Source organism: Fulvimonas sp. R45 (assembly GCF_030504985.1).
GTDB lineage: Bacteria > Pseudomonadota > Gammaproteobacteria > Xanthomonadales > Rhodanobacteraceae > Rhodanobacter_A.
Genome location: NZ_JASERU010000002.1, coordinates 315177 through 328032 on the forward strand (window position 1 = coordinate 315177; position 12856 = coordinate 328032).

At 68.4% G+C, this 12856-nt stretch carries 12 protein-coding genes and 1 tRNA gene; 5 read left to right on the plus strand and 8 right to left on the minus strand.

The window, feature by feature from the left end; all coding sequences use genetic code 11:
• The first annotated feature begins 8 nt into the window (after nt 1–8).
• From ybgF to QMK61_RS02920, 4 genes are all read left to right on the plus strand, one after another.
• On the plus strand, nt 9–842 hold the full coding sequence (ybgF, locus tag QMK61_RS02905; RefSeq protein WP_302070288.1) for a tol-pal system protein YbgF: 834 nt from the start codon (nt 9–11) through the stop codon (nt 840–842).
• 10 nt (nt 843–852) lie between these two features.
• Entirely contained in the window at nt 853–1539 is a 687-nt protein-coding gene (gene queE / locus QMK61_RS02910) for a 7-carboxy-7-deazaguanine synthase QueE (protein WP_302070289.1), read from the plus strand.
• Nucleotides 1540–1716: 177 nt separating this feature from the next.
• Nucleotides 1717–2403, plus strand: a complete 687-nt coding sequence (gene queC, locus QMK61_RS02915; protein ID WP_302070290.1) for a 7-cyano-7-deazaguanine synthase QueC — start codon at nt 1717–1719, stop codon at nt 2401–2403.
• A 71-nt stretch (nt 2404–2474) separates the two neighbouring features.
• Nucleotides 2475–2550: transfer RNA gene (locus tag QMK61_RS02920), tRNA-Lys, on the plus strand.
• 39 nt (nt 2551–2589) lie between these two features.
• Here the strand turns inward: QMK61_RS02920 and QMK61_RS02925 are convergent.
• The 8 genes from QMK61_RS02925 to pilB all read right to left on the minus strand — a co-directional run bounded on the left by QMK61_RS02925 (nt 2590) and on the right by pilB (nt 11750).
• Complete coding sequence (locus QMK61_RS02925; RefSeq protein WP_302070291.1) at nt 2590–3585, minus strand: YncE family protein; 996 nt, start codon at nt 3583–3585, stop codon at nt 2590–2592.
• A 69-nt stretch (nt 3586–3654) separates the two neighbouring features.
• Entirely contained in the window at nt 3655–4377 is a 723-nt protein-coding gene (locus QMK61_RS02930) for a VTT domain-containing protein (protein ID WP_302070292.1), read from the minus strand.
• On the minus strand, nt 4374–4931 hold the full coding sequence (locus QMK61_RS02935) for a nucleoside deaminase (RefSeq protein WP_302070326.1): 558 nt from the start codon (nt 4929–4931) through the stop codon (nt 4374–4376). The genes QMK61_RS02930 and QMK61_RS02935 overlap by 4 nt, the downstream gene beginning before the upstream one ends.
• Nucleotides 4932–4940: 9 nt before the next feature.
• The gene (locus tag QMK61_RS02940; protein ID WP_302070293.1) at nt 4941–6683 is read right to left on the minus strand and encodes a glutamine--tRNA ligase/YqeY domain fusion protein; all 1743 of its coding nucleotides are present in this window, start codon (nt 6681–6683) and stop codon (nt 4941–4943) included.
• A 270-nt stretch (nt 6684–6953) separates the two neighbouring features.
• A complete protein-coding gene (gene coaE / locus QMK61_RS02945) occupies nt 6954–7571 on the minus strand; it encodes a dephospho-CoA kinase (protein WP_302070294.1) in 618 nt (205 codons plus the stop codon).
• A complete protein-coding gene (locus tag QMK61_RS02950) occupies nt 7568–8428 on the minus strand; it encodes an A24 family peptidase (protein ID WP_302070295.1) in 861 nt (286 codons plus the stop codon). The genes coaE and QMK61_RS02950 overlap by 4 nt, the downstream gene beginning before the upstream one ends.
• Before the next feature lie 145 nt (nt 8429–8573).
• Nucleotides 8574–9842, minus strand: coding sequence for a type II secretion system F family protein (locus QMK61_RS02955; RefSeq protein WP_302070297.1), 1269 nt, complete (start codon nt 9840–9842; stop codon nt 8574–8576).
• A 183-nt stretch (nt 9843–10025) separates the two neighbouring features.
• The gene (gene pilB / locus QMK61_RS02960; protein WP_302070298.1) at nt 10026–11750 is read right to left on the minus strand and encodes a type IV-A pilus assembly ATPase PilB; all 1725 of its coding nucleotides are present in this window, start codon (nt 11748–11750) and stop codon (nt 10026–10028) included.
• Nucleotides 11751–11999: 249 nt separating this feature from the next.
• Between pilB and QMK61_RS02965 the strand changes: the two genes are divergently transcribed.
• Nucleotides 12000–12854 (plus strand): glycosyltransferase family 2 protein, encoded by an 855-nt coding sequence (locus QMK61_RS02965; RefSeq protein WP_302070299.1) that lies wholly within the window; start codon nt 12000–12002, stop codon nt 12852–12854.
• Nucleotides 12855–12856 lie beyond the last annotated feature (2 nt).

Below are 12856 nucleotides of genomic sequence, written 5' to 3' on the forward strand. Positions count from 1 at the left end.
AGCGTTGCATGACCAGGATCGGCACGGCGGGCGCGATCGCGTCCGCCGTGCTGTTTGTGCTGCCCCTGCACGCGCAGGATTCGCGGCTGAGCCTGGCCGACCGGGTCTCCCGGCTCGAGCAGCAGGTGCAGAACCGCGACCAGGGCGGTACCAGCCTGGTCAACCGCCTGCAGCAGATGCAGGCGCAGATGCAGCAGATGCAGGGACAGATCGAGGAACTGCAGCACCAGCTGCAGGAACTCCAGGACAAGGGCAAGGCGCAGTACGTGGACCTGGACTCCCGCCTCGGGCGCCTGGAGCACGCCACCGCCTCGCCGAACGCGGCCCAGCCGGCCGCCGCCGGTTCCGCGCCCGCCGCCGCCGCCAGTGCGGGGGCAGGCAACGGCAATGCGGGCGGCGCCGCCACGCCACCGCCTGCCGCCGCGGGCAAGCCGGCGCCGGGACGCCCCGACGCCGCCATGCAGTCCGCCTACGACGCCGCCTTCAAGGCGCTGCGCGGCGGCGACTACGTGACCGCCTCGCGCGGCTTCCGCGACTACATCCAGAAATACCCCGACACCACGCTCACCCCCAACGCGTTCTACTGGCTGGGCGAGTCGTACTACGTCACCACCAACTACCAGGTGGCGGCGGAAGCCTTCCAGCACCTGCTGGGCCAGTTCCCGGACAGCGAGAAAGCACCCGACGCCCTGCTGAAGCTGGGCTACAGCCAGCTCGAGCTGAAGCAGCAGGACAAGGCCGAGGCCACGCTGAAGTCGGTGGTCGCCCGCTATCCCGGTTCCAAGGCGGCCAGCCTGGCGAAGGAACGGCTGCGTCGCCTCGAGCAGTCGCCGGCGCGCTGAGGTTTTGTCCGTGAACGGCCAGCCACCCGCAAGCGCGCCCGCCGCGCAGGCCGCCGCCGAGCGCCTGCGCATCACCGAGATCTTCCACTCGATCCAGGGCGAGGCCGACGCGATCGGCTGGCGCACCGTGTTCGTGCGCCTGACCGGCTGCCCGTTGCGCTGCGTGTGGTGCGACACCACGTATTCGTTCCATGGCGGCGAGTGGCGCGCCATCGACGACATCCTCGCCGAGGTGGCGGGCCATGGCGCCCGGCACGTCTGCGTCACCGGCGGCGAGCCGCTGGCGCAGAAGCGCTGCCTGGTGCTGCTGCAGCACCTGTGCGATGCCGGCTACGACGTGTCGCTGGAGACCTCCGGCGCGCTGGACGTGGCGGCGGTCGACCCGCGCGTGCGCAAGGTGATGGACCTGAAGGCGCCCGATTCCGGCGAGAGTGGCCGCAACCTGTGGTCCAACCTCGACCACCTGCTGCCGCACGACCAGGTGAAGATCGTCATCGCCAGCCGCGCGGACTACGCATGGGCGTGCGGCGTGGTGGCCGAACACGCGCTCGACCGGCGCTGCATGGTGCTGTTCTCGCCGGTCTGGGGCAAGGTGGAGCCGCGCGAGCTGGCCGAATGGATCATCGCCGACAGGCTGCCGGTGCGCTTCCAGCTGCAGCTGCACAAGCTGCTGTGGAACGACGCGCCCGGAAGGTAGCTTGTGCGTTCGTCCATGAACGCGGAGATCAGGAAGCAGCCATCCATGGCTGCACTCTTCAACAAAACCCGCCGTTGTGGCTGCGCTGCTGCAGGCGGCAAAAAGCCCGCGCCGTGGCCTGTGTCGCCGCGTGCGCCTTCCAGGCCGGTGACCGGCCGTACCGATGGATGAACACTCATGTCTGAAACATCGTCCCGCAAAGCCGTCGTGCTCGTCTCCGGCGGCATGGATTCGGCGGTCACCGTCGCCATCGCGCGTGAACAGGGCTTCCAGGTGCACGCGCTGAGCGTGGCCTATGGCCAGCGCCACGGTTCCGAGCTGGAAGCCGCCGGGCGCGTGGCGCGCATGCTCGGCGCGGTCGAGCACAAGGTGGTGCAGGTGGACCTGCGCAGCATCGGCGGCTCCGCGCTCACCGCCGACATCGACGTGCCGCTGGACGCCGCCGGCAGCGACGCCATCCCGGTCACCTACGTGCCGGCGCGCAACACCATCATGCTGTCCATCGCGCTGGGTTGGGCGGAGGTGCTGGGTTCCAGCGACATCTGGTGCGGCGTCAACGCGGTGGATTACTCCGGCTACCCGGACTGCCGCCCCGCCTTCATCGAGGCCTTCGAACGGCTGGCGAACGTGGCGACCAAGGCCGGCGTGGAAGGCGCGGGCATCCGCATCCACGCGCCGCTGATGGCGATGGGCAAGGCCGACATCGCGCGCGAGGGGCAACGCCTGGGCGTGGACTTCGCGCAGACCGTGAGCTGCTACCAGGCCGATGCGGAAGGCCGCGCCTGCGGCCATTGCGACGCCTGCCTGCTGCGCATCCAGGGCTTCCGCGAGGCGGGCCTGCCCGATCCCACGCGCTACGCTTGAGCAGGCTTCCGGCCGCGTTTGCTTGTACCCCCGCGGCGCAGCCCGTAAAATCGCGCGCTTGCCTTGCGTGCGGGCCGTTAGCTCAGTTGGTAGAGCAGTAGACTTTTAATCTATTGGTCCCGAGTTCGAGTCTCGGACGGCCCACCAGGGATTCCAGAGCGCCCGCCCGGGCGCTCTTTTTTGTGTTCAGCGCGGGCCGACCACCAGCGCGGTGAAGTCCTTCACCGGCGCGCCGCGCGGCGCCGGGGCGGCGGCCACCAGCCAGACGCGGTGCGTGGCCGGGTCCAGCGCCATGGTGCGCGCGCCCGGCTGGGTGGGCACGTTCGCCAGCACGCGGTAGTGGTCGGCGTCGACTTCGCGCACGACGGTCAGCGTGCCGTCGTGGTTGGAGCTGTAAACCAGGCGTTCCTGCGGGTCGAACACCGCGGCATCCGGTCCCTTGCCGATCGGCACGGTGGCGACCTGGTGGCCATCGCCGGCGTCGGTGACGACCATCAGGCGGTTGTCGCAGACCGAGAACAGGCGGCGCGCCTCCGCGTCGTAGGCCAGGCCGCTGGGCGAGTCGCAGGGCGCGAGCGTCCACGTGGCGTCGACCTTGTTGGCCCGGGTGTCGATGCGTGCCAGCGTGTCCTTGTCCTCGAGGTTGACGAACACGTGGCCGCGGCCGTCGCTGACCGCGAATTCCGGGCGGCCGGGCAGGGGCACCGTGGCCACGACCCGGGCGGTGGCCGGATCGATCACGCTGGCGTTGTCGCTGTGGCCGTTCATGGTCAGCACGTGGCCGCTGGCCGGGTCGAACACGATGGCGTCGGGTCCCTGGCCGGTAACGGGGAAGGTGGCCAGCATCTTCAGCGTGGCCAGGTCGATCACGTGCACGCCGTTGCCGGCGCCGTCGCTGACATAGCCGCGCCCGAGCCCGGGCACCAGGGCGATGCCATGGACGTGCTGCATGCCGGGAATCACCCCGGCCAGCTTGCCGTCGCGGGTATCGACCACCATCACGCGGTCATTGCGCGCGATGAACAGGTGGTGCGTGGCCGGGTCGATGCTCAGGTAGTCCCAGCCGCCGGCCCCGCCCAGGGCGTGGCGTTGCAGCACGGCGTAGTCGGACGCGGCCGGCGGCGCGGCGACGGCGGCTGCGCTGGCGACGGACAGGCACAATGACAGGACGAGGGACTTCATCGACGGCTCCGGTGGATGGGCGACAGCCGCCAGCATGCACGCCGGACGATTAGGAAATGCTGTGGCCGTTCAGCCGCGCGATGCCGGCGGTGGGTCCTGCCGGCGGCCACGCGCCAGCCGCTCGACCAGCAAGGGCAGCAGGGCGAGCAGGGCGATGCCGCCCAGCGGCAGCAGCACGTCGCCGCGCAGCAGCAGGCCGAGGCCGACGGGGTCGCCTTCGCTCAGCGCCTTGCCCAGGCCGGCGCCCACCGAGGTCTCGAACACCAGCATGGTGGTGCCGCCCAGCCAGGTGGCGCCGAGGAACAGCCACAGCCGGCAGCGCAGCCAGGCCAGGGCCACGGTGACCAGGCCGAACGGCAGCACCGGCACGAAGCGCAGGAACAGGGTGTAGCTCACCGGGTGGTGCTCGTAGCCGTGGTGCAGGCGCTCCACCACCGCCGGCGGGTGCCGGCTGCCGGCGCCGAAGGCGTAGCGGCTGGCCAGGTACAGGACCAGCGAGCCCAGGGTCAGCCCCACCGACGAGCTGAGCGTGCCTTCCACCACGCCGAAGGCGAAGCCGCCGGCGAGGATCACCACGATGGTGCCGGGGACGCCGGTGGCGGTGGCCAGGGTCAGCAGGCCGACGTAGGCCAGCCGGGTCAGCCAGGGATGCGCGGCGATCTGCGCCTGCAGCTCGCGCTGATGGGCCACCAGACGCTCGGGGTGCAGGCGGTCGAAGAGGCCGGAGGCGAACAGCAGCACGCCGGCCAGCACCAGCAGCAGCAGCGGCAGCGCGGCGCGCAGCCGCTTCAATAGGACGGTCCGCTGGCGCCGTAGTCGGCCAGTACCGCGCGCGCCTCGTCGCGCAGGATGTCGCGGCGCACGGCGATGCCGCGGCGCTGCAGCTCGCCGACCCAGTCGGCGGGCAGGGGGCCTTCGTCGAACTCGGTGAGTTCCTCGACGTCCTCGGCGCGGGCGCCGATCAGCAGCTCGTCGACGCCGGCCCACACGGTGGCGCCGTAGCACTGGCAGCACGGCTGCGCACTGGTGGCCAGGATGTAGCGGCCGCCCTGGGCGTTGAGGCGGAAGCTGGCCAGGCGCTGCTGCGCGGCCATGTAGGCGAGCATCTCGGCGTGCGCCACCGAGCAGGCCTGCGGCACCACGCGGTTGGCGGCGGCGGCGATCAGCCGGCCATGCCCGTCGAACACCGCGGCGCCGAACGGGCCCCCGCTGCCGTGGGCGATGTTGCGCCGGGACAGCTCGATCGCCAGCCCCACGCGCTCCTCGTCGGTGAGGTAGCGGCGCGAGGTGTCGGCCACCTCGCCGAGCCACGGCGGCAGGGTGAGGTGGATCTGGATCGGCAGCAGCGACACGGCTCAGGCCCCCTTGGCCCAGGTGTCGCGCAGCGTGACGACGCGGTTGAACACCGGTGCGCCCGGACGGTGGTCCTCGCGGTCGGCCACGAAGTAGCCCAGCCGCTCGAACTGGAAGCGCTGCTCCGGCGCGGCGGCGGCCGCGGCGGGCTCCAGCCAGCCCTGCACCACGCGCTTGGCGTCGGGGTTGATGTGGGCGGTCCACGGGCGGCCGTCGCCTTCGTCGTCGGGCGCGGGCACGTCGAACAGGCGGTCGTACAGGCGTACCTCGGCGGCCACGGCACGCGCGGCGGCGACCCAGTGGATGGTGCCCTTCACCTTGCGGTCGGCGCCGGGCAGGCCGTGGCGGGACTCGGGATCGAGCGAGACGCGCAGCTCGACGACATGGCCGCCGGCGTCCTTGACCACCTCGTCGCACTTCACGATGCCCACGCCGCGCAGGCGCACCTCGCCGCCGGGCACCAGGCGCTTGAAGCCCTTGGGCGGCACCTCGGTGAAGTCCTCGCGCTCGATCCACACCTCGCGCGAGAACGGCACCTCGCGGGTGCCGAAGCTTTCGTCCTTCGGGTGGTTGGCGAAGACGAGCGTTTCCTCGTGGCCTTCCGGCAGGTTGATGACGACCAGCTTCAGCGGATCGAGCACGGCCATGCGGCGCGGCGCGCTGGCGTCCAGGTCCTCGCGGATGCAGCTCTCGAACACGGCGTAGTCGATCACGCTGTTCTGCTTGGACACGCCCACGCGGTCCACCAGCAGGCGGATCCCGGCCGGTGTGAAGCCGCGCCGGCGCAGGCCGCGGAGGGTGTTCATGCGCGGGTCGTCCCAGCCGTCCACGTGGCCCTCGTTCACCAGCTGCGCCAGCTTGCGCTTGCTGGTGATGCAGTAGCTGAGGTTGAGGCGCGAGAATTCGATCTGGCGCGGCTTGGCCGGCACCGTCTTCAGGCCCGCCTCCAGCAGCGGCTGCCACAGCTCGGGGTGGTTGGGCAGGTCGACCTTGTCCACGCACCAGTCGTACAGCGGGCGGTGGTCCTCGAACTCCAGCGTGCACAGCGAATGGGTGATGCCCTCCAGCGCGTCGGACAGCGCGTGGGCGAAGTCGTACATCGGGTAGATCGGCCAGGCGTCGCCGGTGTTCTGGTGGGCCACCTTGCGGATGCGGTACAGCGCGGGATCGCGCAGGTTGATGTTGCCCGCGGCCATGTCGATCTTCGCGCGCAGCGTCTTGCTGCCGTCGGCGAACTCGCCCGCGCGCATGCGGCGGAACAGGTCGAGGTTCTCTTCCACGCCGCGGTCGCGGAAGGGCGAGTCGCGGCCCGGCTCGGTCAGCGTGCCGCGATAGGCGCGCACCTCGTCGGCGGAAAGGTCGTCCACGTAGGCCAGGCCGTCGCCGATCAGCTTCAGCGCGGCGCGATAGAACACCTCGAAGTAGTCCGAGGCGTGGCGCAGCTCGTGCCAGTCGTAGCCCAGCCAGCGCACGTCCTCCTTGATGCCCTCGACGAACTCCGGGTCTTCCCTGCCGGGATTGGTGTCGTCCAGGCGCAGGTTGCACCAGCCGTCGAACTCGCGCGCCACCCCGAAGCTCAGGCAGATCGCCTTGGCGTGGCCGATGTGCAGGTAGCCGTTCGGCTCGGGCGGGAAGCGCGTGTGGATCGCGCCGTGCCTGCCCGCGGCCAGGTCGTCGCGGACGATCTGGCGGATGAAGTCGCGCGGTGCGTCGGCGGCGGGCGGGGCGGCGGGTTCGGTGGACATCGGGACAGGCTGGCGCTGGGGCGGGAACGCCCAAGTTTACCCTGTCGACCAGGGTTTCCGAAGGCACGCGGCACGGGCCGTGCCGCATCCATGGCGAGCAGTGGAGCGGATGTTTTGGGGCTGCCCTGCTTGTGGGCAGGGAAGGTGCGGGCGCTTTTGCTCCTCCCCCTGCTTGCAGGGGGAGGCTGGGAGGGGTAGGCAGGCTTGCCGCGAGGTTGGTGACCCCTCCCCAGCCCTCCCCTGCAAGCAGGGGAGGGAGCGAGGCGGGCGTCAGGTGGCGGAGGCCAGCGCCAGGTAGCGCGCGTGCAGCGCAGCTACCCGGGCATCCAGCGCCGCGGGATCGCCATTGTTGTCGATCACGTCGTGGGCCAGCGCCAGGCGCTGCTCGCGGCTGGCCTGGCTGGCCAGGATGCGTCGCGCCAGCGCCTCGTCGATGCCGTCGCGCGCGATCAGGCGACGCATGCGCACGTCGTCGTCCGCATCCACCAGCAACACGCGGTCCACCCAACGGTAGTGGCCGATGTGCTCGGCCAGCAGGGGGATGGACAGCAGGCAGTAGGGGCCGCTGTCGGCGAGCGCGCGCTCGTGCAGCCACAGGCGCACGCGCGGGTGCACGATGGCCTCCAGCGTGCGGCGCGCGTCGCGGTCGACGAAGATGCGTTGTCGCATGGCGGGGCGGTCGAGTCGGCCGTCGCGGTCGAGGATGTCCTCGCCGAAGGCTTCCACGATCTGCAGCAGGCCGTCGGTGCCGGGCTCGATCACCTGGCGCGCGGCCTGGTCGGCGTCGTACACGTGCACGCCCAGCGCCGCGAAGCGCTGCTCCACGGTGCTCTTGCCCGCGGCGATGCCGCCGGTGAGCGCGACGACGAACGGATGTCCCCGGCTCATCGCAACCCGAACAGGTCCTGGTAGGCGAGCAGCAGCTGCGGCCCGGCCACGAACCACACCCAGCCGGCGGCGGCGATGAACGGGCCGAACGGCATCGGCACCTCGCGGCCGTGCCGGCGCAGCGCGATCAGCGCCACGCCGACCAGCGCGCCGATCAGCGAGGACAGCAGCACGATCGGCAGCAGCGCCAGCGGGCCCATCCACGCGCCGAGCGCGGCGAGCAGCTTGAAGTCGCCGTGGCCCATGCCTTCCTTGCCGGTGAGCAGCTTGAACAGCCAGTACACGCTCCACAGGCTGAGGTAACCGATCGCCGCGCCAAGGATGGCCGTGGGTGCGGCCACGAACATCGGCAGCAGCGCCAGCAGCAGGCCCAGCCACAGCAGCGGCAGGGTGATCGAATCGGGCAGCAGCTGGGTGCGGAAGTCGATGCCGGCCAGCGCGACCAGCGACCAGGTGAGCCCCAGGCCGGCCAGCGCCGTCCAGGTCGGGCCGAACTTCCACACCACCACGGCGCTGAGCACGCCGGTCAGCAGTTCCACCAGCGGATACTGGATGGAGATCGCCGCCTTGCAGTAGCGGCAGCGCCCGCGCAGCAGCAGCCAGCCGAACAGCGGGATGTTGTCGGCCGCGGACAACGGGTGCCTGCAATGCGGGCAATGCGAGCGCTGGCGCACGATGCCGGGCGGCAGGGCGGCTTCGCCGTCCCCGGCCAGCTCCAGTACCTCGCGTGCTTCGCGTTTCCACTCGGCGGCCATGCGCTCGGGCAGGCGCAGGATCACCACGTTGAGGAAGCTGCCGACCAGCAGGCCGAGGATGCCGGCGAAGATGATCCAGAGGGAAAGGGGGAGGTCGGGCATGTGCATCAAGCGAGGAGTACGAGAACACCCAAGATTACGGGGGGGGCGGCAGGAGCGCACCCTGGTGTGCAAATACTCTCAAGGGCACTGGGCCAGAGCATTCGCGCTCAGGGCACACTTCTACAGGCTGGCGATCGTGACGGGACTAGAAGGTGCCGGCCAGTTTGAAGATCGGCAGGTACAGCGAAATCACCATGCCACCCACCAGCACGCCCAGGATCACCATGATGAGCGGTTCGAGCAGGGTAGCGAGGGTGTCAACGGCATTGCTCACTTCTTCCTCGAAAAACTCGGCCACCTTGAACAGCATGTGGTCCAAGGCACCGGATTCTTCGCCGATGCCGGTCATCTGAATGACCATATTGGGGAACAGGCCGGTCTGGCGCATGGCCAACTGCAACTGGTGGCCGACCGCGATGTCATCGCGCATTTGCTTCACCGCGTCGCCGTAGACCACGCTGCCAGTGGCGCCGGATACCGCATCCAGGGCTTCCACCAGTGGTACGCCGGCGTGGAAGGTCACGCCCAGCGTGCGGGCGAAGCGAGCAATCGCCGACTGGCGCAGAATGTTGCCCATCACCGGCAGCTTCAGCGACATGCGGTCGAGGAAGTGGGCGAATTTCACCGAGCGCCGTTTGGCCATGAGCATTGCCGTGACGGAACCGACGATCAGGCCGATGACCACCCACCAATAATGCTGCATGAAGCGGGAGGCGCTGACGACGAACTGGGTCGGAGCGGGAAGCGCGGCGCCGGCGTCCTGGAAGGTCTTGGCGAATACCGGCACCACGAACAGCAGCATGATCATGCTGACCAGCATGGCCACGCACAGCACCATGATCGGGTAGAACAGTGCCTTCTTGATCTTCTTCTTGATCGCTTCGGTACGCTCCTTGTAGGTGGCGACGGTGTCCAGCACCGTATCCAGCACACCCGCGGATTCGCCAGCCCGCACCAGGTTGCGGTACAACTCGTCGAACTGCACCGGGTAGCGACCCAGCGCCTCGTGCAGCGATTGGCCACCTTCGATGCCCTGCTTCACATCGTTGAGGATGTTCTTGAAGCGGATGTTCTTCTGGCCGTCGGCGATGATGTCAAAGGACTGCACCATCGGCACGCCGGAGGCCATCATGGTGGCGATCTGGCGGCTGAAGATCGCCACGTCGCCAGGCTTCACCGCGCTGCCGGCGGAGCCGAACAGCGGCTTGGCCTTCTCGCGCACCGTCTGCGGGTTCATGCCCTGGCGGCGCAGCTCGGCCTTCACCAGCGAGGCGTTCTTCGCCGGCATCGAGCCCTTCATGCGCTTGCCGCGCTTGTCCAGCGCCACCCAGTCGTAGGTGGTCAGCTGGCTGACTTCGGCGCGTTGTGCGCCGACGGCGCGTGCGTTCTTTGCGGTGGCGGTAGCCGTGGCCATGCGCTTGATTCCCCCAGTATTGGTCCGGCCTTCGCGACAGGCCGGGCAACTTTCAGCTTACGTCACAAATGGCCCCGATTTCGTGCCCTCGGGCGCAAGTTCGGCATCATGTGAGGGGACTGGCGGCATCCCAGCGCGCCAGCGCCCGGTCCAGGGCGGTCCCGTGCCCGCGGTTCCTGCGGCTCAGTCCTTGGTCACCCGGTCGATCTCGGCCAGGCTGGTGACGCCGTCCTTCACCTTCTTCAGCGCCGAGGCGCGCAGGTCGTTGATACCGGCCTTGCGCGCCACCTCGGCGATCTGCAGCGCATTGCCGCCCTGCAGGATGATCTTCTGGATGTCCTCCAGCATCGGCATCACCTGGTAGATGCCGACGCGGCCCTTGTAACCCTCGTTGCATTCGTCGCAGCCCGTCGCCTCGTAGATGGTGAGGCCGACGTCGAGCTCCTGCTGGGTGAAGCCGGCATCCAGCAGCACCTGCGGCGGTACCTGCATCGGCTTCTTGCAGCTGTGCAGGCGGCGCGCCAGGCGCTGGGCGATGATGAGGGTCACCGACGAGGTGATGTTGTAGGGCGCGATGCCCATGTTCATCAGGCGCGCGATGGTTTGCGGCGCGTCGTTGGTGTGCAGGGTGGACAGCACCATGTGGCCGGTCTGCGCCGCCTTGATCGCGATCTCGGCGGTTTCCAGGTCGCGGATCTCGCCGACCATGATCACGTCCGGGTCCTGGCGCAGGAACGACTTCAGCGCGGCGGCGAAGGTCATGCCACGCTTGGTGTTCTGCTGCACCTGGTTGATGCCCTCCACGCGGATTTCCACCGGGTCCTCCACGGTGGAGATGTTGCGCTCGGCCGTGTTGAGGATATTCAGCGCGGTGTATAGCGATACCGTCTTGCCCGAGCCGGTAGGGCCGGTAACCAGTACCATGCCATAGGGCTTGGCAATGGCATCCAGATAGAGCTTCTTCTGATCATGCTCATAGCCGAGCTTGTCGATGCCCAGCTTGGCTGAGGCGCTATCCAGAATGCGCAGTACGATCTTCTCGCCGAATAGCGTCGGGAGCGAGCTGACGCGGAAGTCCATCGACCGGTTCTTGCCCAGGTTCAACTTGATGCGGCCATCCTGTGGCACGCGCTTTTCCGCGATGTCGAGCCCGGCCATGACCTTCAGGCGCGAGGAAATGCGACTGGCCAACTTCATCGGCGGGCTGGCCACGGCACGCAGCATGCCATCCATACGCAGACGCACGCGATATTGGGACTCGAAAGGCTCAAAGTGGATGTCCGAGGCGCCGCGGCGGATGGCGTCGATTAGAATCTTGTTGACGAACTTCACCACGGGCGCGTCGTCGCCGCCGATGGCGTCCACTCCCGTGGTATTTTCGCTGTCGTCGTCGCCCGCTTCCAGCGCCAGTTCATCCAGTTCGTCGTTGCCCATGTCGGGCATGACGTTGTTCATCGTGCTGACTGCATTATCGATTGCGCGGGCGAGTTGCCCGCGCTCGATGAGAATCGGATCCACCATGCAATTAGAGTGGAATTTGATCTCGTCGAGCGCCTGCGACTGCATCGGGTCGGCGATGCCCACGAACAGCCGGTTGCCGCGCCTGAGCAGGGGCAGTGCGCGATGCTTGCTGAGCAGGGCCTCGCTGACCAGGTTCAACGGCATGTTGGCAGTGGGGATGGTTGCGATGTCCAGCATCGGCATGCCGAACTCCACCGACGCGAGCTGGGTCAGCCGCGTACTGTCCACCAGGTTGCGTTCCTGCAACCAGGTGGTGAGGGTGGTCTTGTTCTGGGCCGAATCAGCCACGGCCTGGCGCACGTCTGCTTCAGGCAGCAGCCCTTCGGCCACCAGCCGCCGGGCCATGCCGGACAGGCCCACCAGCGTTGGTTGTACTTGCGACGACATCGAAAAAACCTGCCCAGCCCCCTGAACTATGGGGGAATCTACCGCAGATCGGACGGTTGGGCCATGATCCGGGAGGGCGGCCGATGCGAACTGCAGCACACGGGGGCGAACGGACCCCTTGCGCTCGGGTTTCACCCCGCGGGAACAGGGATGGTTCCCGTTTCCAAGCGCCCCATCCGCCAACCGTACCCCGTTCCCTGCAGTGCGTGCGCGTTATGATGCCAACTCGCTTCGTCAGGGAGCAGCTTTTTGAACCGCGTCAGCATTATTCTTCCCGCTAAGAACGAGGGGCCGGCGCTTGCCTGGCTGTTGCCGCGCTTGCGTGAGATACAGCCCGATACGGAAATCATTGTGGTGGACGACGGCTCCACCGACGATACCCGGGTGGTCTGCGCCACCTGCGGCGTGGAATGCCTTTCCTCGCCGTATTCCATGGGCAACGGTGCCGCCATCAAGCGCGGCGCCCGCGCGGCCACGGGCGACGTGCTGGTGTTCATGGATGGCGACGGCCAGCACGACCCGGCCGATGTGGCGCGCATGCTGGCCAAGCTGGAGGAGGGTTACGACATGGTGGTCGGCGCCCGCGACTGGGACAGCCAGGCGGGCGTGGGCCGCGGTCTCGCCAACACCCTCTACAACTGGCTTGCTTCCCGCATGACCGGCCACATGGTGGCCGACCTCACTTCAGGCTTCCGTGCCGTGCGCGCAGGCAAATTCCGCGAATTCCTGCATCTGCTGCCCAACGGCTTCAGCTACCCTACCACCAGCACCATGGCCTTCTTCCGCAGTGCGTACCCGGTGGCCTACCTGCCAATCAAGGCGGCGCAGCGGATGGGGATGAGCCATATCCGACCACTGAAGGATGGAACCCGTTTCCTGCTCATCATCTTCAAGATCGCGACGCTGTATTCCCCATTGAAGCTGTTCGTGCCGGTGAGCGGCCTGTTCTTCGCGCTCGGCTGCGCGAATTACACATGGACCTTCGCCCATCAGGGCCGCCTCACCAACATGAGCACGCTATTATGGAGCGCGGCGGTGATCGTGTTCCTCATCGGGCTGGTGTCGGAGCAGATCACGGCGCTGATATACCGGCGCCATGAGTGAGC

Excerpts from the sequence above, each read along its gene's own strand:
- ybgF (WP_302070288.1), top strand. The coding sequence starts at position 9 with ATGACCAGGATCGGCACGGCGGGCGCGATCGCGTCCGCCGTGCTGTTT.
- queC (WP_302070290.1), top strand. The coding sequence starts at position 1,717 with ATGTCTGAAACATCGTCCCGCAAAGCCGTCGTGCTCGTCTCCGGCGGC.
- QMK61_RS02925 (WP_302070291.1), bottom strand. The coding sequence starts at position 3,585 with ATGAAGTCCCTCGTCCTGTCATTGTGCCTGTCCGTCGCCAGCGCAGCC.
- QMK61_RS02940 (WP_302070293.1), bottom strand. The coding sequence starts at position 6,683 with ATGTCCACCGAACCCGCCGCCCCGCCCGCCGCCGACGCACCGCGCGAC.
- coaE (WP_302070294.1), bottom strand. The coding sequence starts at position 7,571 with ATGAGCCGGGGACATCCGTTCGTCGTCGCGCTCACCGGCGGCATCGCC.
- QMK61_RS02950 (WP_302070295.1), bottom strand. The coding sequence starts at position 8,428 with ATGCCCGACCTCCCCCTTTCCCTCTGGATCATCTTCGCCGGCATCCTC.
- QMK61_RS02955 (WP_302070297.1), bottom strand. The coding sequence starts at position 9,842 with ATGGCCACGGCTACCGCCACCGCAAAGAACGCACGCGCCGTCGGCGCA.
- pilB (WP_302070298.1), bottom strand. The coding sequence starts at position 11,750 with ATGTCGTCGCAAGTACAACCAACGCTGGTGGGCCTGTCCGGCATGGCC.